The sequence below is a fragment of the Lentisalinibacter salinarum genome (assembly GCF_040706555.1).
GTDB classification, from domain to species: Bacteria; Pseudomonadota; Gammaproteobacteria; order Steroidobacterales; family Woeseiaceae; genus Lentisalinibacter; species Lentisalinibacter salinarum.
Map to the genome: position 1 here is coordinate 71,219 of NZ_JAPDRH010000005.1, position 25,361 is coordinate 96,579.

28 protein-coding genes are annotated in these 25,361 nt (G+C 69.1%); 25 read left to right on the top strand and 3 right to left on the bottom strand.

Features of this window, described 5'->3' with window-relative positions; all coding sequences use genetic code 11:
- Nucleotides 1–41: 41 nt before the first annotated feature.
- The 22 genes from ACJMKZ_RS18105 (at nt 42) to ACJMKZ_RS18210 (ending at nt 16,965) form a co-directional block, all read left to right on the top strand.
- Entirely contained in the window at nt 42–824 is a 783-nt protein-coding gene (locus ACJMKZ_RS18105) for a succinate dehydrogenase iron-sulfur subunit (protein ID WP_405234633.1), read from the top strand.
- A gap of 13 nt (nt 825–837) precedes the next feature.
- Nucleotides 838–1,089: an FAD assembly factor SdhE gene (locus ACJMKZ_RS18110; RefSeq protein ID WP_405234634.1), complete on the top strand. Its 252-nt coding sequence runs from the start codon at nt 838–840 to the stop codon at nt 1,087–1,089.
- Nucleotides 1,046–1,507: a hypothetical protein gene (locus tag ACJMKZ_RS18115; protein ID WP_405234635.1), complete on the top strand. Its 462-nt coding sequence runs from the start codon at nt 1,046–1,048 to the stop codon at nt 1,505–1,507. The genes ACJMKZ_RS18110 and ACJMKZ_RS18115 overlap by 44 nt, the downstream gene beginning before the upstream one ends.
- Nucleotides 1,508–1,703: 196 nt before the next feature.
- Nucleotides 1,704–2,279: an RNA polymerase sigma factor RpoE gene (rpoE, locus tag ACJMKZ_RS18120; RefSeq protein WP_405234636.1), complete on the top strand. Its 576-nt coding sequence runs from the start codon at nt 1,704–1,706 to the stop codon at nt 2,277–2,279.
- Nucleotides 2,280–2,312: 33 nt separating this feature from the next.
- Nucleotides 2,313–2,999 carry a sigma-E factor negative regulatory protein gene (locus ACJMKZ_RS18125; protein WP_405234637.1) on the top strand — a complete coding sequence of 229 codons (687 nt, stop codon included), beginning with the start codon at nt 2,313–2,315 and terminating at the stop codon, nt 2,997–2,999.
- Complete coding sequence (locus ACJMKZ_RS18130) at nt 2,983–3,984, top strand: MucB/RseB C-terminal domain-containing protein (protein ID WP_405234638.1); 1,002 nt, start codon at nt 2,983–2,985, stop codon at nt 3,982–3,984. The genes ACJMKZ_RS18125 and ACJMKZ_RS18130 overlap by 17 nt, the downstream gene beginning before the upstream one ends.
- Nucleotides 3,977–4,447 carry a SoxR reducing system RseC family protein gene (locus tag ACJMKZ_RS18135; protein WP_405234639.1) on the top strand — a complete coding sequence of 157 codons (471 nt, stop codon included), beginning with the start codon at nt 3,977–3,979 and terminating at the stop codon, nt 4,445–4,447. Before ACJMKZ_RS18130 ends, ACJMKZ_RS18135 begins: the two co-directional genes overlap by 8 nt.
- Complete coding sequence (locus ACJMKZ_RS18140) at nt 4,440–4,721, top strand: glutaredoxin family protein (RefSeq protein ID WP_405234640.1); 282 nt, start codon at nt 4,440–4,442, stop codon at nt 4,719–4,721. The genes ACJMKZ_RS18135 and ACJMKZ_RS18140 overlap by 8 nt, the downstream gene beginning before the upstream one ends.
- Before the next feature lie 92 nt (nt 4,722–4,813).
- Nucleotides 4,814–6,604, top strand: a complete 1,791-nt coding sequence (gene lepA / locus ACJMKZ_RS18145) for a translation elongation factor 4 (RefSeq protein ID WP_405234641.1) — start codon at nt 4,814–4,816, stop codon at nt 6,602–6,604.
- 27 nt (nt 6,605–6,631) lie between these two features.
- Nucleotides 6,632–7,405, top strand: coding sequence for a signal peptidase I (lepB, locus tag ACJMKZ_RS18150; protein ID WP_405234642.1), 774 nt, complete (start codon nt 6,632–6,634; stop codon nt 7,403–7,405).
- Nucleotides 7,406–7,479: 74 nt separating this feature from the next.
- Complete coding sequence (locus tag ACJMKZ_RS18155) at nt 7,480–7,869, top strand: DUF4845 domain-containing protein (RefSeq protein WP_405234643.1); 390 nt, start codon at nt 7,480–7,482, stop codon at nt 7,867–7,869.
- A 42-nt stretch (nt 7,870–7,911) separates the two neighbouring features.
- A complete protein-coding gene (gene rnc, locus ACJMKZ_RS18160) occupies nt 7,912–8,598 on the top strand; it encodes a ribonuclease III (protein WP_405234644.1) in 687 nt (228 codons plus the stop codon).
- Between the two features lie 7 nt (nt 8,599–8,605).
- A complete protein-coding gene (gene era, locus ACJMKZ_RS18165) occupies nt 8,606–9,514 on the top strand; it encodes a GTPase Era (RefSeq protein WP_405234645.1) in 909 nt (302 codons plus the stop codon).
- The gene (gene recO, locus ACJMKZ_RS18170; RefSeq protein WP_405234646.1) at nt 9,511–10,260 is read left to right on the top strand and encodes a DNA repair protein RecO; all 750 of its coding nucleotides are present in this window, start codon (nt 9,511–9,513) and stop codon (nt 10,258–10,260) included. Before era ends, recO begins: the two co-directional genes overlap by 4 nt.
- Before the next feature lie 38 nt (nt 10,261–10,298).
- Nucleotides 10,299–11,030, top strand: a complete 732-nt coding sequence (pdxJ, locus tag ACJMKZ_RS18175) for a pyridoxine 5'-phosphate synthase (protein WP_405234647.1) — start codon at nt 10,299–10,301, stop codon at nt 11,028–11,030.
- The gene (acpS, locus tag ACJMKZ_RS18180) at nt 11,027–11,437 is read left to right on the top strand and encodes a holo-ACP synthase (protein ID WP_405234648.1); all 411 of its coding nucleotides are present in this window, start codon (nt 11,027–11,029) and stop codon (nt 11,435–11,437) included. Before pdxJ ends, acpS begins: the two co-directional genes overlap by 4 nt.
- 12 nt (nt 11,438–11,449) lie before the next feature.
- Nucleotides 11,450–12,232 carry a 3'-5' exonuclease gene (locus ACJMKZ_RS18185; protein ID WP_405234649.1) on the top strand — a complete coding sequence of 261 codons (783 nt, stop codon included), beginning with the start codon at nt 11,450–11,452 and terminating at the stop codon, nt 12,230–12,232.
- Nucleotides 12,233–12,254: 22 nt separating this feature from the next.
- On the top strand, nt 12,255–13,580 hold the full coding sequence (gene rlmD / locus ACJMKZ_RS18190; protein WP_405234650.1) for a 23S rRNA (uracil(1939)-C(5))-methyltransferase RlmD: 1,326 nt from the start codon (nt 12,255–12,257) through the stop codon (nt 13,578–13,580).
- Nucleotides 13,581–13,662: 82 nt separating this feature from the next.
- Nucleotides 13,663–14,706 (top strand): beta-N-acetylhexosaminidase, encoded by a 1,044-nt coding sequence (gene nagZ / locus ACJMKZ_RS18195; RefSeq protein WP_405234651.1) that lies wholly within the window; start codon nt 13,663–13,665, stop codon nt 14,704–14,706.
- Nucleotides 14,699–15,268: a hypoxanthine-guanine phosphoribosyltransferase gene (locus ACJMKZ_RS18200; RefSeq protein ID WP_405234652.1), complete on the top strand. Its 570-nt coding sequence runs from the start codon at nt 14,699–14,701 to the stop codon at nt 15,266–15,268. The genes nagZ and ACJMKZ_RS18200 overlap by 8 nt, the downstream gene beginning before the upstream one ends.
- Before the next feature lie 11 nt (nt 15,269–15,279).
- A complete protein-coding gene (locus ACJMKZ_RS18205) occupies nt 15,280–16,071 on the top strand; it encodes an S-methyl-5'-thioinosine phosphorylase (protein WP_405234653.1) in 792 nt (263 codons plus the stop codon).
- A 6-nt stretch (nt 16,072–16,077) separates the two neighbouring features.
- On the top strand, nt 16,078–16,965 hold the full coding sequence (locus tag ACJMKZ_RS18210) for a sensor domain-containing diguanylate cyclase (RefSeq protein WP_405234654.1): 888 nt from the start codon (nt 16,078–16,080) through the stop codon (nt 16,963–16,965).
- A gap of 5 nt (nt 16,966–16,970) precedes the next feature.
- Here the strand turns inward: ACJMKZ_RS18210 and ACJMKZ_RS18215 are convergent, their stop codons facing one another.
- From ACJMKZ_RS18215 to ACJMKZ_RS18225, 3 genes are all read right to left on the bottom strand, one after another.
- Nucleotides 16,971–17,948 carry a CsiV family protein gene (locus tag ACJMKZ_RS18215; RefSeq protein ID WP_405234655.1) on the bottom strand — a complete coding sequence of 326 codons (978 nt, stop codon included), beginning with the start codon at nt 17,946–17,948 and terminating at the stop codon, nt 16,971–16,973.
- Nucleotides 17,949–17,952: 4 nt separating this feature from the next.
- Nucleotides 17,953–21,423 carry a transcription-repair coupling factor gene (mfd, locus tag ACJMKZ_RS18220; protein ID WP_405234656.1) on the bottom strand — a complete coding sequence of 1,157 codons (3,471 nt, stop codon included), beginning with the start codon at nt 21,421–21,423 and terminating at the stop codon, nt 17,953–17,955.
- Between the two features lie 168 nt (nt 21,424–21,591).
- Complete coding sequence (locus tag ACJMKZ_RS18225) at nt 21,592–21,915, bottom strand: hypothetical protein (RefSeq protein ID WP_405234657.1); 324 nt, start codon at nt 21,913–21,915, stop codon at nt 21,592–21,594.
- 105 nt (nt 21,916–22,020) lie between these two features.
- Between ACJMKZ_RS18225 and sfsA the strand changes: the two genes are divergently transcribed.
- Genes sfsA through ACJMKZ_RS18240 form a run of 3 tightly spaced genes read left to right on the top strand, consistent with a single transcriptional unit; the run spans nt 22,021 to nt 25,338 of the window.
- Nucleotides 22,021–22,779: a DNA/RNA nuclease SfsA gene (gene sfsA, locus ACJMKZ_RS18230; protein ID WP_405234658.1), complete on the top strand. Its 759-nt coding sequence runs from the start codon at nt 22,021–22,023 to the stop codon at nt 22,777–22,779.
- Entirely contained in the window at nt 22,776–24,059 is a 1,284-nt protein-coding gene (locus tag ACJMKZ_RS18235) for a lipoprotein-releasing ABC transporter permease subunit (RefSeq protein WP_405234659.1), read from the top strand. The genes sfsA and ACJMKZ_RS18235 overlap by 4 nt, the downstream gene beginning before the upstream one ends.
- Nucleotides 24,052–25,338 (top strand): lipoprotein-releasing ABC transporter permease subunit, encoded by a 1,287-nt coding sequence (locus ACJMKZ_RS18240; RefSeq protein ID WP_405234660.1) that lies wholly within the window; start codon nt 24,052–24,054, stop codon nt 25,336–25,338. Before ACJMKZ_RS18235 ends, ACJMKZ_RS18240 begins: the two co-directional genes overlap by 8 nt.
- Nucleotides 25,339–25,361 lie beyond the last annotated feature (23 nt).

Consider the following 25,361-nt stretch of genomic DNA (forward strand, 5'->3'; position numbering starts at 1 on the left):
GGCACACCCGGACACGGCAACACCAAGAGGAATCGGCAGACGTGGCAGAATTTCGACTCCCGGAGAACTCACGGATAGGCAAGGGCCGTCATTTCCCCGCACCGGAGGGCGCGAAGAACGTGCGACGGTTCGTGGTCTATCGCTACGATCCGGACAGCGGCGAGAACCCGCGCATGGATACCTACGAGGTGGACATGGACGCGTGCGGTCCGATGGTTCTCGACGCGCTGATCAAGATCAAGAACGAAGTCGACCCCACGCTCACGTTCCGCCGGTCCTGCCGGGAGGGCATCTGCGGCTCCTGTGCGATGAATATCGACGGCGGCAACCAGCTGGCATGCATCACCGCCAACGAGGACGTGGGCGGCGACATCAGCATCTACCCGCTGCCGCACCTGCCGGTGGTGAAAGACCTGGTGGGCGATCTCACGAACTTCTACGCCCAGTACGCCTCCATCAAGCCCTGGCTGCAGACCCGCACACCGGCACCGCCGGACCGCGAGCGCCTGCAGTCCAAGCAGGACCAGGAGAAGATCAACAGCCCGTCGGCCTGCATCCTGTGCGCCTGCTGCTCGACCAGCTGCCCGAGCTACTGGTGGAACGGTGACCGCTACCTCGGTCCCGCCACGCTGCTGGCGGCCTATCGCTGGCTGGTAGACAGCCGGGACGAGGCCACCGGGGAGCGTCTGGACGCGCTGGAGGATCCCTTCCGCCTGTACCGGTGCCACACCATCATGAACTGCACCCAGACGTGCCCGAAGGGCCTGAATCCGGCGAAGGCGATAGCTGAGACGAAGAAGATGCTGGCCGAGCGCCGGCTCTGAGGGCCGGGCGGCCATGACGGATACCGCTGCGCCGCCGGGGCGGCTGCGCTGGCTGTGCCGGCGCGGCATGCGCGAACTCGACGTCCTCCTGAGCGGCTTCCTGGAACAGGAATATCCGCGGCTGGGAGAGCCCCTAAAGGCGGATTTCGCGGCCTTACTGGAGTCGCAGGATCCGGAGATATGGGCTTACCTGCTCGGCAGAGCCGAACCGGAGCCCGGGCTTGCCGCCATCATCCGCCGCATTCGCGATTTCTCTACCCGTTGACCCTTCGCACGGGCGCTGGCTGCATGGCTACGTCGCGGCGGTTGCGCTGCTCACGGCCGTCGCGCTGGCCGCGGTCGGCACGGGGTGGGGCCGACTGGCGACCGTCCTGCCGCTGGCAGCAGGGCTGGTCTGCCACCGCCGCCTCGCCGCCTGCGCTCCACTGCCCGAGACCGTGAGCTACGATCCGGCCCGCGGCTGGTTCCTCGGCACCGGCAACGGGGAGATTCCCGTCAGCCTGTCGCCCGGAAGCTGGTTCGGCCGCGGCGCGGCGCTGGCCGCGTTCCGCGGCGACGGCGGACGGCTGTGGCTGGTGCCGCTGCGACGCCCGAGGCCGGAGAACGGAGAAGACTGGCGCCGCCTGCGCATACTCTGGCGCACGCGGCGAGGCGCTTTGGTTGCAAACTCGCCCAACTGCTAGAATTGACTCTGTCGTCCAGGCGTCTTTCATCAGGTCCATCATGCGCTGCTGCCCGCCGCGGTATCAGCAGGCCGCGTGAGGCGTATCACAAACAAGGATTTTCCTCCTCGCCGATGGCTTATCCCGAGAACTTTCCAGACGGCCCCCTGTCTATTGCGTTGGCAGTGCGCGATACCGTCCGGCGTGAGTCCGACCGATGAGCGCGAAGCGGAGCGACGCCGCACTGGTGAAGCGGGTACAGCAGGGGGACAAGCAGGCATTCAACCTGCTCGTGCTCAAGTACCAGACGAAGATCGTGAACCTGGTGATGCGCTATGTGCGGGACCCCGACGAGGCTAACGACGTGGCCCAGGAGGCATTCCTCAAGGCCTACCGGGCCCTGCCCCGGTTCCGCGGCGACAGCGCGTTCTACACCTGGCTGTACCGCATCGCCGTCAATACGGCCAAGAACTATCTGGTGGCGGCCAAGCGCCGGCCCGTGGAATACGACCTGGATCTGCAGGACCCGGAACAATACGACATGCAGGCCCGTCTCAAGGATATCGACAGCCCGGAACGGGTCCTTATGAAGGACGAGGTGCAGCAGACCATCGACGAGGCGATCCAGGACCTCCCGGAGGATCTGCGCACGGCCATCATACTGCGCGAGCTGGAAGGGATGACCTACGAGGAGATCGCCGAGACCATGGAGTGCCCGGTGGGTACCGTGCGATCGCGTATCTTCAGGGCGAGGGAAGCCATCAGTAAAAGGATCGATCCGCTCCTCGCATGAGGCGCGCGGTCCGGTAGACGAGATCGGTGTGACATGAACGACAAGCTACGAGACCAGATGTCGGCCTTCCTGGACGACGAACTGCCCGACGGAGAAGCGGAGCTGTTGTTGCGGCGGCTGCAGGCCGACGAGGAACTGCGGCGCGTCGCCGGACGCTATCTGCTGATCGGGCAGGCGCTGCGCGGCGAGCGCCTGGCGGGTATCGACCTGGCCGGGCGCGTCGCCGCGGCGCTCGACGGCGAGACCACTTACGGCGGCAGGGCAGCCGGGCCGGGCCGCTCCCGCTGGTTGCGACCGGCCGCCGGCGTGGCGGTGGCCGCCTCCGTGGCGGTGGTCGCGCTGATGGGACTGCAGAACACCGGAGAGGTCGCCGGTCCCGAGGCGGTCACCGCGGAGACCGACGGGGAAGCCCCGGTCGCGGCGCCGCTCGAGGGCACTGCCGAGGGCTATGCCTACACCGTTCCGGTGGACGCGGCCGTGACGGTCCGGCCGGTCAGTGCCGTGCCGGCGCGGCTCACCAACTACATGATCAGCCACGGCGAGCGGGCTGGTACACTCATGCGCAGCGGGATGCACAGCCGCATCGTCACGCAGCCGAACGGGCCCCTGGTATACCCCACGGAATACGCCACGGAAACCTCCACGCAAGACTCCACGGTGACTTCTGAAGACGGACGGACGGGAACGGCAGAGAACCCGGCGGATGATGCGGCCCGGTAACGCAGCGGTGCACGGCGGCAGTTTCCTCGTTGGTTTCGCCGCCGCGGCGCTGTGCGGGGCTGCGCTGGCGGCGGATCCCTCGCCCATGGAATGGCTGCAGCGGATGGCGGTGGCCGTCGAGCAGGCCAATTACAGCGGCACCGTCGTGCGGGTGCACAACGGTCAGGTGCAGACACTGCGCGTCGTCCATCGCTACCAGGACGGCGAGGTGAGCGAGAAGCTCGAGTCCCTGGATGGCGCGGGCCGCGAGATCATCCGGGCCGGTGACGAGGTGCACTGCATCCTGCCCGAGAGCCGCATGGTGCTGGTCGAGCAGCAGATCAACCAGGAAGGTCTGTTCGGCCGCCTCGCCGTGCAGCCCGACGCGCTGTCCCGCAGCTACGACCTCACCATCGAGGACTACGAGCGCGTGGTGGGCCGCCCGTCGGTACAACTGGCCATCCGGCCCCGCGATCAGTTCCGCTTCGGTCACCGTCTCTGGCTGGACAAGGCCTCCGCGCTGCCGCTGCGGCGCCAGGTGGTGGGCACCGGCGGCGAGATCGTCGAGGAGATGCGCTTCGCCGAGATCACCATCGGCAAGCCCATCCCGGCTTCGGCGCTCCGCCCGTCGATGGACATCGAGGGTTTCACCTGGGTGCGAGACGCCGTACAGGCAGCCGGGCGCGAAGACGTCAATCCCACCGGTTTCGAGGCCCGCGAAGTACCCAGCGGCTTCCGGCTGGTTTCCGCAGGCACGGAGCGTTTCCCGGACAGCGAGGGCGAGGTGGCCCACATCGTCTACTCCGACGGCGTCGCCAGCGTGTCCGTCTTCGTGGAGTCCGGGCAGGAAGGGGCCGGCAAACTCGAAGGCGCCTCCCGTATCGGCGCCGCCTACGCCTTCGGCACCGTGGTCAACGGACATCAGGTGACGGTGATCGGCGAGGTGCCGGGCCACACCGTGCGGATGATCGCCAATTCTCTCGCTGCGGCGCCTGCCGGTGAGTGACTGCGACGGACTGCTGGTCCGCGACGGCCGCGTCGAGGCCGTCGACGGGCACACCGTCGTGGTCCGGGTGGCAACGGCCGGGTCCTGCGCGCGCTGCGCCCGCGGCGAGGGCTGCGGTTTCGGTTTCGCCGCGGCGCGGGCGGGCGAGGGCCGTCTGGTCCTGCCCCTACCCCCCGACTATCGGCCCGAGCCGGGGGATACCGTCCGCGTGGCCCTGGAGCAGCGCGGCCTCGCCGGTGCCGCCGTTGCCGTGTACGGCATCCCGCTCGCGGGCCTGCTGGCGGGCAGCGCGGCGGCGAGCCTGCTGGGTATCGGCGAGCCTGCCACCGTCGGCCTCGCTTTCGGCGCATTCGCGGCGGCGTTGCCACTGGCCCGCGCCACGTCGAGGCGCATGGACGCGGCCGGACGCTGCCGTCCCCGCCTGCTCGCGGGCGAACCGGCGGGGGTGCGAGCGGATGGCTGACCTGACCGTCTATACCCGGCGCGGCTGCCATCTGTGCGAGATCCTCATCGAGGAACTCATGCCCCTGGCGCGGGGCCGGGCGCGCATCCACCTGCGTGACGTCGACCGTGATCCGGAACTGGTCGAGCGCTACGGGCTGCGCGTGCCGGTGCTCGAGGCGGACGGCCGGGTGCTCTGCGAGGCCAGGCTGGATCGCGCCAGGCTGCTGGATTATCTCGATCGGTGCGGCGCGCCCGCGGAAAACGGCGAACCGGAGCCCCCGGGCCGTTTATAATCCGCGCTACGCCGGGGACTCTCGGGTATCCGGGCCCGCCCGGGCACCGCGAGCCGGCTCCCCGCGCACCATCCTGAGTCGACCCCGCTTATATGAAGAACATCCGCAACTTCTCGATCATCGCCCATATCGACCACGGCAAGTCCACGCTTGCCGACCGCATCATCCACATCTGCGGCGGGCTGAGTGACCGGGAGATGGCCGCCCAGGTGCTGGATTCGATGGACCTGGAGCGCGAGCGGGGCATCACCATCAAGGCGCAGACCGTATCGCTCGAGTACACGGCGACGGATGGCAGCGTCTACGAGCTGAACTTCATCGATACGCCGGGGCACGTGGACTTCTCCTACGAGGTCTCGCGCTCGCTGGCAGCCTGCGAGGGCGCGCTGCTGGTGGTGGATGCCGCCCAGGGCGTGGAGGCGCAGAGTGTCGCCAACTGCTACACGGCCATCGATCAGGGACTGGAAGTGGTGCCCGTCCTGAACAAGATCGATCTCCCGGCAGCGGAGCCCGAGAAAGTAATCAACGAGATCGAGGAGATCATCGGCCTGGAGGCGCACGACGCCGTGCTGGTCAGCGCGAAGACCGGTGAGGGGGTGCGCGAACTGCTGGATACGCTGGTCACCCGGATACCGCCGCCGGTGGGCGACACGGAGGCGCCGCTGCAGGCGCTCATCGTCGATTCCTGGTTCGACAATTACGTGGGCGTGGTCTGTCTGGTGCGGGTGGTGAACGGCACGCTGACGAACCGGGACAAGATCCGTGTCATGTCGACCGGCCGTGCCCACCAGGTGGACCGGGTGGGCAAGTTCACGCCGAAGATGCTGGACACGGAAACGCTGGAGGCCGGCGAGGTGGGCTTCGTCATCTCCAGCATCAAGGAGATCGACGGGGCGCCGGTCGGCGACACGCTCACCATCGACAAGCGCCCCTGCGACAAGCCGCTGCCGGGCTTCCGGGAGATGCAGCCGCGGGTGTTCGCGGGCCTGTTCCCGTCCCAGTCGGACGACTACGAGACCTTCCGCGAGGCGCTGCAGAAGCTCAGGCTGAACGACGCCGCGCTGCACTTCGAGCCCGAGACCTCGGTGGCGCTCGGGTTCGGCTTCCGCTGCGGCTTTCTCGGCATGCTGCACATGGAGATCGTCCAGGAGAGGCTCGAGCGTGAGTACGGCATCAACCTGATTACCACCGCGCCCACCGTCGTCTACGAGGTGCAGACCGTGACCGGCGAGGTCGTCAGCGTGGACAATCCGTCCGCCCTGCCGCCGACGGGTGAGATCGGCGAGATCCGCGAACCGATCATCGTCGCCGGCATCCTGGTGCCCGAGGAGCACGTCGGCGCCGTCATGAAGCTGTGTATCGAGAAGCGCGGCGTGCAGACCAAGATGCTCTACCTCGGCGGCCAGGTCTCGCTGGAGTACGAGATGCCCCTCTCGGAGGTGGTCCTCGACTTCTTCGACCGGCTGAAGTCGGCCAGCCGCGGTTTCGCCAGCTTCGATTATCACTTCGCCCGCTTCCAGGCGGCCGATCTCGTGCGCCTCGACATCCTGATCAACAAGGAGAAGGTGGACGCGCTGTCCGTCATCGTCCATCGGGACAAGGCCTACCCACGGGGCCGGGAACTGGTGGAGAAAATGAAGGAACTGATACCGCGGCAGATGTTCGAGGTGGCCATACAGGCGGCGATCGGCGCCCACGTCATCGCGCGCAGCACGGTCAAGGCCCTGCGCAAGAACGTGACCGCGAAGTGCTACGGCGGTGACGTCAGCCGCAAGCGCAAGCTGCTGGAGAAGCAGAAGGAGGGCAAGCGGCGCATGAAACAGCTCGGCTCCGTGGAGATTCCCCAGGAAGCGTTCCTTGCCGTACTGCAGGTGGAGAAGTAAGGTGCTCAACCGGATCGTCGCGCGGAAATGAAATTGGACCTGTCACTGCTGTTGGTACTGGCCACGCTGATCACCGGCGTGATCTGGCTCGTCTGGGCGCTGAGCGGACGCGGGCGGCACGCCCGCGCCGAAGCGGAGGCCGGCTCCGGCATGCCGAAGATCGTCGAGTATTCGCGCTCGTTCTTCCCCGTGCTGCTGCTCGTGCTGGCGATACGCTCGTTCGCCTTCGAGCCCTACCGCATCCCGTCGAGTTCCATGGTGCCCACCCTGCTGGTGGGTGACTTCATCTTCGTCTCCAAGTACTCCTACGGCCTCAGGCTGCCGGTGCTGCACACCGAGGTGGTGGAGACCGGCCGGCCCGAGCGCGGAGATATCGCCGTCTTCCGTCTGCCCTCCAACCCGGACATCAACTACATCAAGCGCGTGGTCGGCCTGCCCGGCGACGAGATCGTGTACCGCAACCATCGGCTGTTCATCAACGGCGAGCCGGTCGAGATGGAAGCGGCCGAGCGCTGGACCGAGGACGGGGAGACCGGGCAGCTGTTCGTCGAGCGCCTGGGCGATAACGAACACCTGGTCCTGCTTCAGCGCAGCCCGCTGTCCGGCGTCTACCGCTTCGAGGTGCCCGGGGGCTGCTATTTCATGATGGGCGACAATCGTGACAACAGCCGGGACAGCCGCTTCCCGCAGGTGGGCTGCGTGCCGGAGGACAATCTGGTGGGCCGGGCCAGCCGCATCTGGCTGAACTGGCAGTGGGGCGAGTGGCCGCGCTGGGATCGCATCGGCGACAAAATCCGATAATGTGGCGCAGGTCACTGCGTGATCGGTTAATATCGCGTGACATAACGCTTTCCCAGCAGGTTCCGGAGGCGGATATGGTGGAGCTTCGTCACATCGATCGCGGCGGCAGGCAGCGGGGCATGACGACCCTCGGCATGCTCATCCTCGTGGCCTTCGTCGGCCTGTTCGTCTTTGCCGGTATCCGCCTGGTGCCCGTCTACCTCGAGCACATGAAGATCGTCAGCGTGCTCGACGGCGTGAAGGACGAGTTCGAGGGACAGGGCCCGACTCGTCAGGACCTGATGCGCTCGCTTTCCCGCCGCTTCGACATCGAGAGCATCAACATCATCAGCGAGCGGGACCTGAGCATAAAGAAGGTCGCGGACGGCTACGTGATCGAGGCCAAGTACGAGAACCGCACGCCATTCATCTCGAATATCTCGTTTGCGGTGAGTTTCAACAAGACGGTCGAGGTCCGCAGCTGACCACAGCCGATCTCAGCTGATCGGGGGGCGACACGCCGGGCTTTGGAAGAGATCACCCAATGGGTCCAGCGGACCCTCGACTACGAGTTCGGCGACACCACACTGCTGGAGCGCGCGCTCACGCATCGCAGCGCGCCGGGCCGCAGTAATGAGCGGCTCGAGTTTCTGGGCGACGCGGTGCTCGACTGCGTCATTTCCGACGCCCTGATCTCGCTCCGCCCCGACGCCGAGGAGGGGGAGCTGAGCCGGCTGCGTTCCCGCCTGGTGCGCGACCATTCGCTGGCGCAGATCGCCCGCCAGCACGGGCTCGGCGAGCATCTGAAGCTCGGCTCCGGCGAGATGAAGAGCGGCGGCTTCCGGCGGGACTCCATCCTGGCCGACGGGCTGGAGGCGCTGCTGGGCGCCATCTTCCGCGACGGTGGCTACGCGGAGGCCGAGCGGGTGGTACACCGCCTCTATTCCCGGCGGCTCGAGCACCTTCCCGAGGGCGACTCGCTGAAGGACCCGAAGACCCGCCTGCAGGAATGGCTGCAGGCGCGCGGCCTGCCGCTGCCCGCCTACGAGTTGATCGGCGCCAGCGGGCCGGCGCACGACCAGCGCTTCGAGGTCCGCTGCCGACTGGTGCAGCCCGACGGCGAGGCGACGGCGAGCGGCGCGAGCCGCCGGGAGGCCGAACAGGAGGCCGCGCACCGGCTGCTTGCCTCCCTGACCGCCGGCTCGCCATCATAGGACCCCCATGTCGGAACGACAGCAACAGGATCACAGGTGCGGCTTCGTGGCCGTCGTCGGGCGGCCGAACGTGGGCAAGTCCACGCTGATCAACCGCATCGTCGGCCGCAAGGTGAGCATCGTCACGCCGCGGCCGCAGACCACCCGGCACCGCATCCACGGCATCAGCGAGCGTGATGACGCGCAGATCATCTTCGTGGATACGCCGGGTCTGCACGGCGATCAGCCACGCGCGATCAACCGCGCGATGAACCGGGCGGCCACCGGTGCGGCTGCGGAGGCGGATCTGTTGTTGTTCCTGTTCGACGCGAGGGGCTGGCGCGGGGCGGACCAGATGGTGCTCGACCGCATCCGTGACGCGGGCCATCCCGTCATCGCAATCGCCAACAAGGCCGATCTCGTGCGGCCGAAGGAGCGTCTGCTGGAGACGCTGGCCCGGGTCGCGGACAAGGCGGAGTTCGCCGAGATCGTGCCGCTCTCGGCGCGCACTGGCGATAACGTGGACCGCCTGCTCGCCATCATTCCGCGCTACCTGCCGGTCTCGCCGCCGCTGTACGATCGGGATACCGTCACCGACCGCAGCGAGAGCTTCATGGCCGCGGAGCTGATCCGCGAGAAGCTGACGCTGAGGCTGCGCGACGAACTGCCCTACGGGCTCACCGTGGTCATCGAGAAGTTCGCCCGCACCGGCACCGGGTACGAGATCGACGCCGTCGTGTACGTGGACAAGCCGTCACACAAGGGGATCGTGGTCGGGCGGGGCGGCGGCGTCCTGAAGGCGGTGGGCACCTCCGCGCGGCGGGAGCTGAAACGGATGCTGGGCGCGCCCGTGCACCTGGAGCTGTGGGTCAAGGTGCGCGAGAACTGGGCGGACAGCGAGAAGAGCCTGCGCGAGTTCGGTTACGAGACCCGGTGAGCCAGCGGTCCCGCATCGCCTCCCAGCCCGGTTTCCTGCTGCACAGCCGGCCGTTCCGGGACTCGAGCCAGCTGATCGAGATCTTCAGCCGGGACCACGGCCGCATCGGCCTGGTGGCGCGGGGCGTGCGCTCGGCCCGCTCGCGCTATCGCGGCATACTGCGACCCTTCGCCCCGCTGGAGCTGTCCTGGACCATCGCCGGCGACCTCGGCACGCTCACCGGCGTGGAGGCGGCCGGCCGGCTGCCCGACCTCTCCGGCGATGCGCTCATGGCCGGTTTCTACGTGAACGAGCTGGTGCTGAAACTCACCCATCGCCACGACGCCCAGCCCGACGTCTACGCCGCGTACGAGGCGGCGGTGACCGGACTGGCCGGCCGTCCCGACGTGGAGTTCACGCTGCGTTGCTTCGAGCTCAGGCTGCTGCGCGCCATCGGCTACGGCCTCGATCTGGAGCATGATATGGTTACCGGCCTGCCGGTGGAGGAGGGCGCCTGGTACCGGGTGAAGGCGGCGGAGGGCGTCGCCCGGGTCACCGCGGACGGCCCCGACGCCTCCCTGTACAGCGGCGCCGAACTCCGGGATATCGCCGCCGAACGACTGGAGGACCCGGCGCTCCTGAGACGGGCGCGGCGCATCCTGCAGATGGCGCTGGAGCACTGCCTCGAAGGCAGGGAGCTCAGCAGCCGGCGGGTGATGCGTGCGATGCGCCGGCGCAGCGAGGCGGGCGACGGCGAGACCCGCTAGGGCGCGGCCGGGGCCCGGCCGGACAGGAAGACAGCGAGATGCGGACACTGAAACTCGGAGTGAACATCGATCACGTGGCCACCCTGCGCCAGGCGCGGGGCACGCGCTATCCCGATCCCGTGGAGGCGGCATTCATCGCGGAGCGTGCGGGCGCCGACAGCATCACCGTGCACCTGCGCGAGGACCGGCGCCACATCCAGGACCGGGACGTGCGCGTGCTGGCCGGGACGCTGCAGACGCGCATGAACCTGGAGATGGCCGTCACGGAGGAGATGATCGCCATCGCCCTTGAGCTGCGGCCGGCCGATTGCTGCCTGGTGCCGGAGAAGCGGGAGGAGCTGACGACCGAGGGCGGTCTGGATGTCGTCGCCCGGCGGGACGAGGTGACCGACGCGGTGCTGCAGCTCTCCACGGCGGGCATCCGTCCCTCCCTGTTCATCGATCCCGATGCCGAGCAGCTCAGGGCCGCCTACGATTGCGGTGCGCCGGTGGTGGAACTGCACACGGGCGCCTACGCGGAAGCGGACGGTGCCGAGCAGGCCGGGGAACTCGAGCGCATCCGCGAGGCCGCGCGCTTCGGGGCCGAGAACGGCCTGACCGTGCACGCCGGGCACGGGCTGCACTATCACAACGTCGGGCCGATCGCCGCCATCCCGGAGATCGTCGAACTCAACATCGGCCATGCCATCATCGCCCGTGCCGTCATCGAGGGACTCGGCCCCGCCGTGGCGCGCATGCGCGAGTTGATGCAGGGAGCGCGGGGCTCTTGATATTCGGCGTCGGCACGGACGTCGTCGAGATCTCCCGTATCGCCGATGCCTACCAGCGGTTCGGCGAGCATTTCGTGCGCCGGCTGCTGATGCCGCGGGAAGCCGAGCTGTTCCGCCGCAACAAGCGCCCGGTGCGATTCCTGGCGATGCGCTTCGCGGCCAAGGAGGCGGTGGTGAAGGCCATGGGCACCGGTTTCGCCCACGGCATGTGGATTCGGGATGCCGGCTTCGTGCCCGATCCACGGGGCCGTCCGGTGGTGATCTTCTCGGAGCGCGGGCAGGCTGTCTGCCGGCGGCTGGGCATCGGCAACACCCACGTCAGCCTCACCGACGAGGCAGGGCTGGTGCTCGCGTTCGCCGTCGCGGAAAGGGCAGACGGGCCAGCAGTGAATGATAATTCAAATTAAGAAGATAGCTTAATGCATTGTTTCGCTTTTGATATTGAGACCATACCCGACTTCGAGGCCGGGCGGCGCCTGTGGGATCTGGGCGACCTGACCGACGACGATGTGGCGACCGCGATGACCTTCAAGCGGCTGCAGGAAGCCGGCACCGAGTTCATGCCCCTGCACCTGCACCGGGTCGTCGCCATCTCGGTGGCGCTCAGGACCGGCGACAGTTTCCGGGTCTGGAGCCTCGGCGAGCCGGATGCCGACGAGGCGGAAATCGTCACTCGTTTCTTCGACGGCATCGAGCGCTTCGCGCCCACGCTCGTGTCCTGGAATGGCAGCGGCTTCGACCTGCCGGTGCTGCATTACCGGGCCCTCATGCACGGCGTCGTGGCGTCGCGGTACTGGGAGACCGGCGACAGCGAGCGGGACTACCGCTACAACAACTATCTCGGCCGCTTCCACTGGCGCCACATCGACCTCATGGACGTGCTCGCCGGCTACCAGGCCCGCGCCCGGGCGGGCCTGGACGACATCGCCGTGATGCTCGGATTCCCCGGCAAGCTCGGCATGAGCGGCGACAAGGTCTGGGGCGCGTGGCAGGCCGGCGACATCGAGGGCATACGCAATTACTGCGAGACCGACGTCGTCAACACGTATCTGGTGTATCTGCGCTTCGAGTTCATGCGCGGCCGTATGTCGGCGGCGGACCTCGAGCAGGAATACGAGCGGGTGCGCCGGACCCTCGGCGAGAGCGGGGAGGCACACTTCGCCGAGTTCCTCGAGGCCTGGGATGGTGCCGCCGGCCGCTGAGGCCTGCGCCACCGGGAAGAAAATGGCGAAGAAGCAGCGCGAGCCGGAACAGGCCGGCATCCTGGGCATTACCCACGACGGGCGCGGCATCGCCGACGTGCCCGGCAAGAAGGTATTCGTGGACGGCGCCCTGGTCGGCGAGCGGGTGCGCTTCCTGCGGGTGCGGCGGCGGAAGAACTTCGACGAGGCGCGGCTGGAGGCCGTGCTGGAGCCCTCGCCGGACCGGGTGGAGCCGCGCTGCGCGGTCTACGGCATCTGCGGCGGCTGTTCGCTGCAGCACCTGGCCGCCGAGCGTCAGATCGAGGCCAAGCAGCAGGTCCTGCTCGACAACCTGCAGCGCATCGGCGGCGTCGTGCCCGAACGGGTGCTCGAGCCGCTGCGCGGGCCCGCCTGGCATTACCGACGCCGGGCCCGCCTGGGCGTGCGCTACGTCCAGGGCAAGGGCAGGGTGCTGGTGGGCTTCCGGGAGCGTTTCAAGCCCTATGTCACCGACACGGGCCGCTGCGAAGTGCTCGCGGAGCCCGTCGGCGGGCTGCTCGGCGAACTCGCGGAGCTCATCTCGGGGCTGTCGGTGCGCGAGCAGATCCCCCAGATCGAGGTCGCCGTCGGCGATAACCTGACCGCGCTGGTACTGCGCGTGCTCGAGACGCCGTCCGCGGAGGACGAGGCGCGGCTCAGGGGCTTCGCCGAGACGCACGCGCTGCGCTTCTTCCTGCAGACCGGCGGGGCGGAGACGGTGCGGCCGCTGCCGGACGCCGACGGCGGTATGCCCGAGCCGTTCCGCTACGACCTGCCCGAGTTCGGTCTGTCGATCCGGTTCCGGCCGCTGGATTTCATCCAGGTGAACGGCGCACTGAATCGGGCGCTTGTGTCACGGGCGGTGGAGCTGCTCGAGCCGGGGCCGGAGGAGCGCGTTCTCGATCTCTTCTGCGGCATCGGCAATTTCACGCTGCCGCTGGCCAGGCGGTCCGGCGTAGTGCTGGGCATCGAGGGCAGCGCCGATCTGGTGCGGCGGGCCGAGGAGAATGCGGCGGCCAACGGCCTCGGCAACGTCGCCTTCCTGAATCGCGACCTGGCCGAGCCCGATCCGGGCGAGGACTGGCTGCGGTCCGACTGGGACCGGGTCCTGCTCGATCCCGCGCGACCGGGCGCGGACGCACTGGCGCGGCACTTCGCGGAGAGACCGCCGCGGCGTCTGGTGTACGTGTCCTGTCACCCGGGCACCCTCGCGCGGGACGCGGGCACGCTGACCGCCCCGGGGCGTCTCGGATTGTCTGCGGCCGGCGTTCTGGATATGTTCCCCCATACGAGCCACATGGAATCCGTCGCGGTATTCGACAGAATATGATGAAGTTCAAAGTTTTATGCTCGGGTATTGAAGTATTTTGTCGATCCTGGGCAAGATCTGCGACCGGAGCGACGGAGGGAGCATGTCACTCGGCCCGCTGATGGCGGACATCGAAGGGACGGAACTGACGTCGGCGGACCGGGATTTCCTGATGCATCCGGCCGTGGGCGGCGTGATCCTGTTCAGCCGCAACTATGCCTCGCCGGATCAGCTGACCGCACTGACGGAGGCCATCCACCGGCTGCGCACGCCGGCGCTCCTGGTCGCCGTCGATCAGGAAGGCGGCCGCATCCAGCGCTTCCGCGAGGGTTTCACCGAGCTGCCGACCGCCCGCTGGCTCGGGCGGCGCTATGACGTGGATCCGGACACCGGCCGACGGCTCGCCCGCCACACCGGCTGGTTGCTGGCAGCCGAGCTGGGTGCGGTCGGTGTCGATTTCTCCTTCGCACCGGTGCTCGATCTCGACTGGGGTCTCAGCGAGGTCATCGGCGACCGGGCCTTCCACGCCCACCCGGAGGCGGCCGGCGAACTTGCGGCGGCCTACATGCACGGGATGCAGGACGCCGGCATGGCGGCGGTGGCCAAGCATTATCCCGGGCACGGCGCGGTGGTGCCGGACTCCCACGAGGAACTGCCGGTCGACCGCCGTCCCTACGGCGAGATCATGGAAGACCTGAAGCCCTTCGAGCGACTCGTGCGCGCCGGCGTACCCGGCATCATGACGGCCCACGTGGTCTACAGCGAGGTGGATGCCCGCCCGGCCACCTTCTCCCGCTGGTGGATCGGCGAGGAGCTGCGCGGGCGGCTGGGCTACAACGGCGCCGTGTTCTCCGACGACCTCAGCATGAAGGCCACAGAGAGCGTCGGCAGCATGTCGCGCCGGGCCCGAGCGGCGCTCGACGCCGGCTGCGACATGGTGCTGGTCTGCAACGACCGGGCACGTGCCGAGGCGACGGCCGAGGGCCTCGGCGACTACCGCAATCCGCCCAGCCTCGTCCGACTGGCCCGTTTCCACGGGCGCCGGCGGACCGGCCGGCAGCGGCTGCTCGCCGGCGAGCGCTGGCAGGCGCTGCACACCGAACTCGCGGAGGCCATGGACCGACCGGTGCTGGAACTCGATGCCTGACGACTTCGCTCACGGTCAGGGCAGCGACGTGCGCATCCCCGAGGGTGCCGTCCGCATTGCGAGCCCGGCGGAGGTGGCCGCCGCCTTCGACCGGCTGGCCGCCGCCATCAGCGCGCGCCTGGCAGGCCGGGATCCGGTGCTGGTCGCGGTGCTGGAGGGCGGGCGCATGCCGGCCGATGAGATCTCCCGCCGGCTCGGCATCCCCCACGTGAACGACACGCTGCGGGTAGGGCGCTATGGCCGCGGTGCGACCGGCGGAGAACTGCGCTGGCAGGCCGTGCCGGAGACGCCGCTCGCGGGCCGGTCCGTGCTCGTCGTCGACGACATCCTCGACGAGGGCGTCACGCTGGCGGCCGTCGCGAATCATTGCCGCGAGGCAGGGGCCGAGGAGGTGCTCACCTGCGTGCTGACCGTCAAGGATCTGCCCGACCGCGCGGCGCGCTTCAGCCCGGACTTCGTCGGCCTGCTGGTGCCGGACCGCTACATTGTCGGCTGCGGCATGGACTATCAGGGACGGTGGCGAGAGCTGCCGGGCCTGTACGCTCTCGAGGAGCCCCTGTAACGGGTGCGGTAATGCGCGAGGCAATACCCAGGGTGAAGAAGGACAGCGGCATCGCAGTGATCGGCGGCTCCGGGCTGGAGCGCATGCCCGGCGTGGAAGTGGTCGATACGCGGGAGATGACGACGCCGTTCGGTCCGCCGTCCGCGCCGCTCATGGAGCTGGCCGCCGAGGGCGAGCGGTTCTGGTTCCTGTCCCGCCATGGCGACCGGCACGACATCGCGCCTCACCGCGTGAACTACCGGGCCAACCTCTGGGCCCTGGACCAGCTCGGCGTGTGCCGGGTGGTGGCAGTCAACGCCGTCGGTGTCATACCCGCCGAGCCGCCGCTGGGAACGCTCGCCGTGCCGGACCAGCTGATCGACTACAGCTGGGGCCGGGAGTCCACCTTCTTCGACGGGGAGTCCGGCCCGCTGGAGCACATCGATTACACCGATCCTTACGATGCGGCCCTGCGCCAGGCGCTGATCGGCCGCGCGGCCGGACTGGGCATCCCCTGCCGTGCCGGCGGGGTCTACGGCGTCACCCAGGGGCCGCGGCTCGAGACCCGGGCAGAGGTGGACCGGCTGGCCCGGGACGGCGTCGAGTACATCGGCATGACGGGCATGCCCGAGGCGGTGCTGGCACGGGAGCTCGCGCTCGAATACGCTTGCCTGGCGGTGCTGGTGAACCGTGCGGCCGGCCGGGGCGAGGCAGCGATACACGCGGACCTGGAGCAGAACCTCAGCCGTGGCGCCGAAGCGGCCAGCCGCGTGGCGCTGGCACTGATCGTCAATGCCGCAGCGCCGTCAGCGGAGGATACCTGAGAGCCGATGAAGTCGCTGTCCAAGAGCCTGCTGGAGTCACTGCTGCTCGGTCTGCCCGAGGGGATGATGGTGGTAACGAAGCAGGGCGAGGACTGGCAAGCCGTGTTCTTCAACCCGGCGTTCGGTGAACTGGCGCGGCTCAGCCCGGGAGAGCTGTCGGGCCAGAGCCTGAAGAGCATTCTGCACAGGGTCGGCGGCCGCGACGACTGGCCGCGGGTCGCGCAGGCGCTGGCGGACCGGGAGCCGATCTATCTCACCGTCTATCCGGGCACGCCGGACGAGCCCGGGCCGCCGTTGTCCCTGTGCGTGACGCCGCTGGAGGCGTCCGAGGGCAGGGAGTACGCGGCCTGCCACCTGTCGTTGCGCAAGGGCGAGGCGCAGGCGGCGGACGGTCCTCCGAACCCGGCCGAGACGCTGCCGGCGACCGAGCGGCGGGATGCGGCAACGGGACTCGCGCCGCGCCCGTTCTTCGACGGCGTGTTGTCCCACGACTGGGCACTGGCTCGGCGTGAAGGCCACCGGCTGTCGCTGCTCGTGTTCCGCATCGAGGCGTTCGGTGCCTATCTCGATACCTTCGGCCGGCATGCCACCGAGTCGATGATCCGCCGGGTCGCCCGCTGCATTACCCGGCGCCTGCGCCGGGCCAGCGATATCGCTTCCCGGCTGGAGGAAGACTGCATCGTGGCGCTGGTGCACGGCGGCGACGAGTCCGCGGTGCGCGGTTTCGCCGATTCCATCAGCCGCCAGGTACGGGAACTCGGCATCCATCACCCGCACTCACCGGTGGGTCGGTTCGTCACCGTCCATTGCATGGTGACTGCGGCGCTGCCCGATGCCGAGCAGGACGCGAACGATTTCGTCATGGAAGCCCTGGCCTCATCGGCCGAGCACTGAGCGCTTCAGCCAGCCGTGGACGAGGCGTCGGTCGGTGCCGGGTCCGCCGGCTCCGCCTCACCGGTGCCGGGCGCCTCGGCGGGCTCCTCCTCCAGCTCCACCGGCGTCACCTTCGCCAGCACGCCGTAGCGGGGATGATCGTAGTAGTGGAGTTCGCCGCTGCGCAGCTTGCGCCGCTCGCTGAGTCGGTAGACGTCGGGCTCCAGCGCGTCCAGCGGCTCGCCGGCCTGCGGCCGGCCCCGGTCCGGGAAGAGTGGCTCCGTCGTCGCCGGCGACGGCAGGGACCGCCCCGGCTCCGACCAGAGTTCCAGGTCCAGTTCCAGGTGCAGGAAGCGCGACCGGTACAGCCGGACCTCGCCCTGCAGTCGGTCCGGCAGCTCCGCCAGCCGCGAGAGATCGAGTGCCTGCGCTGTCTCCGGATCGTAACCGGGCTGCTGCCAGGCGACGTGCAGGAGCGGCTGGTAGCCGTCCGTATTGCGGAGCCGCCGATACACCTCGCCCAGTTCGAGTTCCTGTTCCGGCAGCGGCATGAAGCGAAAAGCCGGTTCCTCGGGCAGATCGCCGCCGACGCCGGTCCCGCTCGCCGGGTCGCCAGGCGCATTGGGCGAGGAGGCGTCCGTGACCGGACGCTGCTGCGGACGGTCGTCCCGCAGCGTTCCTCCTTCGCTCGTTTCTGCGTCGGCCTCGGTGCCGGTCTCCTCCCCGGTCGCGGTGTCGTCGGCGGAGTCGGGTGGCGCAGACCAGTCCTCGGTGGTGCCCGCGAGAGAGTCGCCGTACTCGAACACGATAAGCTCCACCCGGTATTGCTCGAGCGCCTCGTCGGCCCCGCCATCGGCCGGCACGGCGCCAGCCGTCGAACCGGGCGTGGCTTGCTCCTGGGCCGCGAGCGGCCCGGCGGCCAGCAGCAGGACTGCGGCAAAGGCCGGCGCGAAGGCGGTCCGGATGCGGCGTATCGCGGTGAGTGGTGTGACCGGTGTGACCATTGCGCTAGCTTGCCATCGCCTCCGGCCGGGCGCCAGCGGCCAGCCGGTCCAGCAGCGCGTGCAGGTGTCCCACCCGGTCGTCGACCTCCGGCAGGGGTGTGCGGAAGTTAAGCCGGTCGTCGTTCTTCAGCCGGTAGATGCTGCCCGGCTCCTGGATGAGTTCGATGAGCGTGATGGGCTCGACGGCCGGCTCCGGACCGAACTGCACCGAGCCGCCCTCCGGGCCGACGTCGATCTTGCGGATGCCCAGCGGCTCGGCGGCGATGCGCAGCTCGGCCACCTGCAGCAGCCGGCGCGCCGGTTCCGGGAGCAGGCCGAAGCGGTCGATGAGTTCCACCTGCAGCTCGCGCAGATCGTCGGCGCTGTCGGTGCCGGCGATGCGCTTGTACAGCACCAGGCGCAGGTGCACGTCGGGCACGTAGTCGTCGGGCAGAAGGGCGGCGCCGTGAAGGTTGATCTCGACCCCGCCGTGCAGGGGTTTGTCGAAGTCCGGCTGGTCGCCCCGCCGCAGGCTGTCCACGGCCCGCTGCAGCATCTCGGTGTACAGCGCAAAGCCGATCTCCTGGATCTGCCCGCTCTGCTCGTCGCCCAGCAGTTCGCCGGCGCCGCGGATCTCGAGATCGTGGCTGGCCAGCGCGAAGCCGGCGCCCAGGTCCTCCAGCGAATCGATGGCGTCCAGCCGCTTCACCGCGTCGGCGGTCATGGTGGCTTTCGGCGGCGCGATCAGGTAGGCATAGGCGCGGTGATGCGAGCGTCCCACCCGTCCGCGCAACTGGTGCAGCTGGGCCAGGCCGAAGCGGTCGGCCCGGTTGATGACGATGGTGTTCGCCGTCGGCACGTCGATGCCGCTCTCGATGATGGTCGTGCACAGCAGCACATTGAAGCGGCGGTGATAGAAGTCCAGCATCACCTGCTCGAGTTCGCGCTCCGGCATCTGGCCGTGGCCCACCCGGATGTCGGCCTCCGGCACCAGTTCGGCGAGCCTCTGGCGCACCCGCTCGATGTCCTCCACCCGGTTGTGGACGAAGTAGACCTGGCCGCCGCGCTTGATCTCGCGCAGGCAGGCCTCGCGCACCATGGCGTCGTTCCACTGGCTGACGAAGGTCTTCACGGAGAGGCGCTCCGACGGCGGCGTGGTGATCAGCGACAGTTCCCTGAGCCCGCCCAGTGCCATGTTCAGCGTGCGCGGAATGGGCGTGGCGGTCAGCGTCAGTACGTCCACGTCCGCGCGCAGCGCCTTCAGCGCTTCCTTGTGCCGCACGCCGAAGCGGTGTTCCTCGTCGACGATCACGAGACCGAGGTCCCGGAACAGCGAGGTGTGCTGCAGCAGCTTGTGGGTGGCGATGACGATGTCCACCTTGCCCGCGGACACGTCGGCCAGCACGGTGTCGGTGTCCTTGCGGGAGCGGAACCGGGACAGCACCTCGATGCGTACCGGCCAGTCGGCGAAGCGGTCGCTGAACGTCTGATAGTGCTGCTGTGCGAGTAGGGTGGTCGGCACCAGCATGGCCACCTGCTTGCCGGCCTGGACGGCGACGAACGCGGCCCTGAGCGCCACCTCCGTCTTGCCGAAGCCCACATCGCCGCAGACGACCCGGTCCATCGAACTGGCGGTGCGCATGTCGGTGAGTACCTCCTCGATCACGCGCTGCTGGTCCTCGGTGGGCTCGAAGGGGAAGTCGGCCTCGAACGCCCGGTAGTCGTGCTCGTCCAGGTGGAAAGCGTGGCCGGGCCGCGCGGCGCGGCGCGCGTAGACGTCGAGGAGTTCGGCAGCCACGTCGCGCACCTTCTCCGCCGCCCGGCGTTTCGCCCGCTCCCACTGGTCGCTGCCCAGCCGGTGCAGCGGCGCATTTTCGGGGGAGGCGCCGGTGTAGCGGGAGATCAGGTGCAGCGAGTGCACCGGCACGTACAGCTTGTCGCCGTCCGCATATTCCAGCGTGAGGAACTCGGCCGGTATGTCGCCGACCTCCAGCGTCGACAGGCCCACGTAGCGGCCCACACCGTATTCCTCATGCACGACCGGCGCGCCCTCGCGCAGGTCGCTCAGCTGGCGGATGATGTTCTCGGGGTCCCGGCTCGCGCGCCGCCGCCGGCTCGTCTGCCGCGCCCGCTCGCCGAACAGGCTCTGCTCGGGCACGATGGCGAGCCCGGCCGCGGGCAGGATGACTCCGTTCTCGAGCGGGCCGAGCGCGATGGCTAGCGGCGCGTCCGTGGCCGTGAATTCCTGCCAGTCCGCGACCCGGGCCGGCGCCCGTTTCAGGTCGGTGAGCAGATCGGCCAGCGCTTCCCGGCGGCCGGCCGACTCAGCGGTGAACAGCACCCGGCCGTCGAAGCCGTCAAGGAAGGCGGTCAGGGCGCCGGCCGCCTCTTCCCGCCGGCTGTCGAGTCGCAGCACGGGCACCGGCTTCGCGCCGAAGTCCTCGCCTTCTTCCGGCAGCGGCTTGTTGGCGGACAGCAGGATGCGCGGACGTCCGGCGAGCCGCTCGCGCACGGCGTCCACCGGCAGGAAGGCCTCGTCGGGCGCCAGCACGGGACGATCCGGGTCGAGGGACACCAGGGCATGGCGTTCCTCGATCTCGGCGCGGAAAGCGGCCAGCGAGTCGTCCAGCTCGGCACCGGCCGCGATCAGCGTGGATCGCGGCAGATAGTCCAGCAGCGTCGCGGTCTCATCGAAGAACAGCGGCAGGTAGTACTCGATGCCGCCGTGGGCGATGCCTTCCGATACGTCCCGGTAGATCGGCGAGCGCGCGGCCTCGCCGGCGAAGCGGGCCCGATAGCGGCGGCGGAAGCCGCGGACGGCATCCGCGTCCAGCGGCGCCTCGCGGGCCGGCAGAATCTCGATCTTGTCCAGCGACTCGCCGGAGAGCTGGGTGTCGGGGTCGAAGGCGCGGAGCGTGTCGATCTCCTCGTCGAACAGGTCGATGCGGTAGGGCTCGCGCGCGCCCATGGGGAACAGGTCGATAATGGCGCCGCGGACGGCGAACTCACCGTGCTCCGAGACCTCCGGCACGCGCAGGTAGCCGCCGGCCTCCAGGCCGCGGATGAACTCGTCCCGGTCGAGGGTCTCCCCCGTGTGGAGCGACAGCGCGCGCGCCGTCACGTAGTCCGTCGGCGGCAGCCGCTGCATCAGGCACGGCGCGGCCACCACGACGATGCCGCGCGTGAGCGTCGGCAGCCCGGCCAGCGTGGCGAGCCGCTCGGAGACGATGTCCTGGTGGGGGGAGAAGCTGTCGTAGGGTAGCGTCTCCCAGTCCGGGAAGTGGAACACCGGCGTATCGGCGTCGGCGAAGAAGCCCAGCGCCGCCTCCAGGCGGTCCGCCTCGCGCGCGGAGGCGGCGACGGCGAGCACCGGACCCCGATGACGGGCCGCCGCCTCGGCGATGGCCAGCGCGTCCGCCTCGCCCACGAGTCCGCCCCAGCGCACGGGCGATGCGCCGGTTGCAGGCAAATCCGGTCTGCGTAAAGTTACCGTCATAACGAAAAAGGGCCGCCCGCAGGCGGCCCGGTAGTGTGCGGGCCGCCTGCGGGCGGCCCATCAGTATCTCATAACCGGCGTGTCGTTGCCGCCGCCGAAGCGTGGCCGGGAGGCGGTGGTCGGCAGAGCGGTCGGCAGAGCGGTCGGGAGGACGGCCGGGAGGCGGCCTCAGCCGGCGCTGCCGCGCTTCAGTACCGCGTGGATCACCCGGTTGTGCTCGAAATAGACCACGAACTCCGGGTATTCCCAGCGCGTGATCGGCGGCTCGCCGACCGGCGCGCGGCGCATCGTCGGCTGTCCCCAGTCGGACTGCACCTTCTGCATGGTCATGCCCCGGGTGGGCCGGTCGCCGCCGGTGAGCATGGCACTGCCGGCATCCATGTCGAGGCTCTCCGCGTGGGCGGCGCTGCTCATGGCCAGCATTGTGGCCAGCACCGTGGTCAGCATCAGACCCGTCGTCAGGGCGGCAAGCGTCAGTTTCAGGCTCTGCATGGCGGCTCTCCGCTTCGAAACCGGGTCGAATATAGCACCGGCCGCATTGAGGAAAAATGTCGTAGTGCGTAGATTTGCCGGAATTTTTGTTGTAGGGAGCCGGCCGTGGAGTTCGACCGCCCGCTGCGCGAGGCGCGCCTGTTGCGTCGCTACAAGCGCTTTCTCGCCGACGTGGAATTCGCCGACACCGGGGAGGCGTGCACCGTGCATTGTCCGAACACGGGCGCCATGACCGGCTGCGCCGAGCCGGGCTCCCGGGTCTGGCTCAGCCACTCCGATAACCCGCGGCGCCGCTATGCCTGGACCTGGGAACTGGTGGAGGCCGCCGGCGGCACGCTGGTGGGCATCCACACCGGCCGCACCAACGCCATCGTCGGCGAGGCACTGGAGGCGGGCCGCATACCCGAGCTGGCCGGCTATTGCGCGGATCGTACCGCGCACCGCGTTGCCGATCGCCCGGCGCAGGACCGGGTCCTGCAGCGGGAGGCCCGATACCCGGATTCGCGCAGCCGGGCGGATTTCCTGCTCGCCGGCGAGCCGCGCTGCTGGGTGGAGGTGAAGAACGTCACCGCGGCGGTCAGCGGCCGGCGGGCCGTGTTCCCCGACGCCGTCAGCGCGCGGGCCTCGGCGCACATGCGCAAGCTGGCGCAGCGACTGCGGGCCGGCGATGCCGCCGCCCTGGTCTTCTGCGTGCAGCGCGACGACGTGGACGTCGTCGCACCGGCCCGCGAGATCGATCCCGTCTACGCGGAGGCGCTCGCCGAGGCGGCGGCAGAGGGCGTGCAGGTACTCGCCTGGGGTGCCAGCGTCACGCCCGAGTGCATCCGCCTGGACCGTCCGCTGGAGGTGGACATCGCCGGGTGAGCCGACAGCGCTTGTGGTTTAATCTCGCCATGGCCGGCATGAAGGGACCGCTGGAACTCGCGATCGGACTCCGATACCTGCGTGCGCGCCGGCGGACCCGCTTCGTCTCGTTCATCACGCTGGCCTCGTCCATCGGGATTGCGGTTGGTGTAGCGGCGCTCATCGTCATCCTGTCGGTGATGAACGGCTTCGAGAACGAGCTCCGCAGCCGCCTGCTCAGCATGACCGCGCACGCCGCGGTGACGGGCGCCGGGGGCGCCCTCGAGCGATGGCCGCAGGTGCTGGAGCGGGTGCGCGCCCAGCCCGGCGTGATGGCGGCGGCCCCCTACGTGGAATTCGAGGCGATGGCCCGGTCCCGTGCGGGGCTGCAACCCCTGTTCGTCACCGGCATCGACCCGCCGATCGAGACAGAGGTCTCGGCTGCCGCCTCCAGCATGGTGTCGGGGCGGCTCGGACGGCTGGAGCCCGGCAGCTTCAACATCGTCCTGGGCCGGCTGCTCGCGATCAACCTGGGCGTTCGCGTAGGCGACGAGGTGATGCTGCTCATCCCCCGGCTGACGGAAGGCGAGGTCCGCCCGGAACTCCGGCGCTTCCACGTGGCCGGTGTGTTCGAGGCAGGACTGCAGGACCACGACGCCTCGCTGGCCCTGGTCGCGCTCGAGGACGCGGCCGCGATCCGGCGGCTCGGCGACGCGGTAAGCGGCATCCGCGTGAAGACCGACGACGTCATGCAGGCGCCTGCAATCGCGGCGGCGCTGGAGGCGAGGCTCGGCGAGGGTTACGAGACCAGCGACTGGAGCCGGGAGAATGCGAGCTACTTCCGGGCCGTGCGTCTCGAGAAGACCATGATGTCGCTGATTCTCTCGCTCATCGTCGCCGTCGCCGCCTTCAATATCGTGGCGAGTCTGGTCATGGTGGTCACCGACAAGGAGACGGACATCGCCATCCTGCGGACGCTCGGCATGAGCCCCGGCAGCGTGCTGCGCATATTCCTCACCCAGGGCCTCGTGATCGGGTGGGTCGGTGCCATCGGCGGCGTGGCGCTCGGCACGTTGCTGGCGGTGAACGTGCCGGTGATCGTGCCGGTGCTGGAGCAGACCTTCGGCTTCCAGATCATGCCCGGCGACGTCTACTACGTGACCGAGATCCCCTCGGACCTGCAACTCGCCGACGTGCTCGGGATCGCCACTGCGGCCCTGGGACTCACGGGCCTGGCCACCCTGTATCCGGCGCGGCGCGCGGCCGCCGTAGCGCCGGCGAGGGCGCTGCGTTATGACTAGGCTGGCTACTCCCGGCTCTCCGCAATCGCCGCTGGCAAGATACTGGGAGTGGCTCGTCGGCATCCGCTACGTACGCTCGCGCCACCGCAACAGCTTCGTCTCCTTCATCTCCCTGATCTCGATGGCGGGCATCGCGGTGGGCGTGATGGTGCTGATCGTGGTCCTGTCGGTGGTGAACGGCTTCGAGCGCGAACTGCAGGAGCGCATCCTGGCGATGTCCGCGGAGGCGACCATCGAGGGACCGGCGGGCCGTCTCGAGGACTGGCAGCGGCTCGCGGAAGGCGCGCTGGCCGACCCGCGGGTGCGGGCGGTCGCGCCGTTCGTCTCGGGCCGCGGGCTCGTGGCGGGTGCCGGGGCGATGAGCGGCATCGCCATCCGCGGCGTCGACCCCGCCCGGGAGAAGAACGTCTCCGGCATCGAGGGGCTCATGCGGGAGGGTTCGCTGGCCGATCTGCAACCGCGCTCCTATCGGGTGATTCTCGGCGTCGACCTCGCCGACGCGCTGGGCGTCGCGCCCGGCGAGCAGGTGTTGCTGATGCTGGCGGAAGGCGTCGTTACGCCCGCCGGTCTGATCCCGCGCATGCGCCGCTTCACCGTCGTCGGCACCTTCCGCGCCGGCATGTACGAGTTCGATCGCCGGCAGGTCTTCATGCATATCGACGACGCCGCCCGGCTGTTCCGGCTGGGCGACGACGTCAGCGGACTGCGGCTCGCGCTGGGCGATCTCTTCGGCGCGCCGGCCATCGTGCGCGAGGTGGCGACGTCGCTCGGCGGCGGCGTCCTGGTCAGCGACTGGACGCGGCGGCACTCCGGCTTCTTCCGCTCCATCAAGATCACCAAGTCGATCCTTTTCGTGATCCTGCTGCTGGTGATCGCCGTGGCGGCATTCAATATCGTCTCCACGCTGGTGATGGTGGTGAAGGACAAGCAGCGTGACATCGCCATATTGCGCACTCTGGGCGCGCCGCCCGGCGGTATCCTGTCCGTGTTCGTGATACAGGGCGCCATCATCGGGGTCATCGGTACGGGCATCGGTCTCGCGCTGGGCGCGGCGCTGACGCTGAATCTGGAGACGATCGTCGGCTTCGCCGAGGGGGCGCTGGGATTCAAGTTCCTCGCGCCGGACGTGTATTTCATCAGCGATCTGCCGGCGGACCTGCGCGCGGGCGACCTGGCGCTGATCTGCGGCGTGGCGCTCGCGCTGTCGCTGCTGTCCACGCTGTATCCGGCCTGGCGGGGCGCGCGCACCGACCCGGCGGACGCGCTGCGATTCGACTGATTTTCCGGTAAAGCGGGCACAAA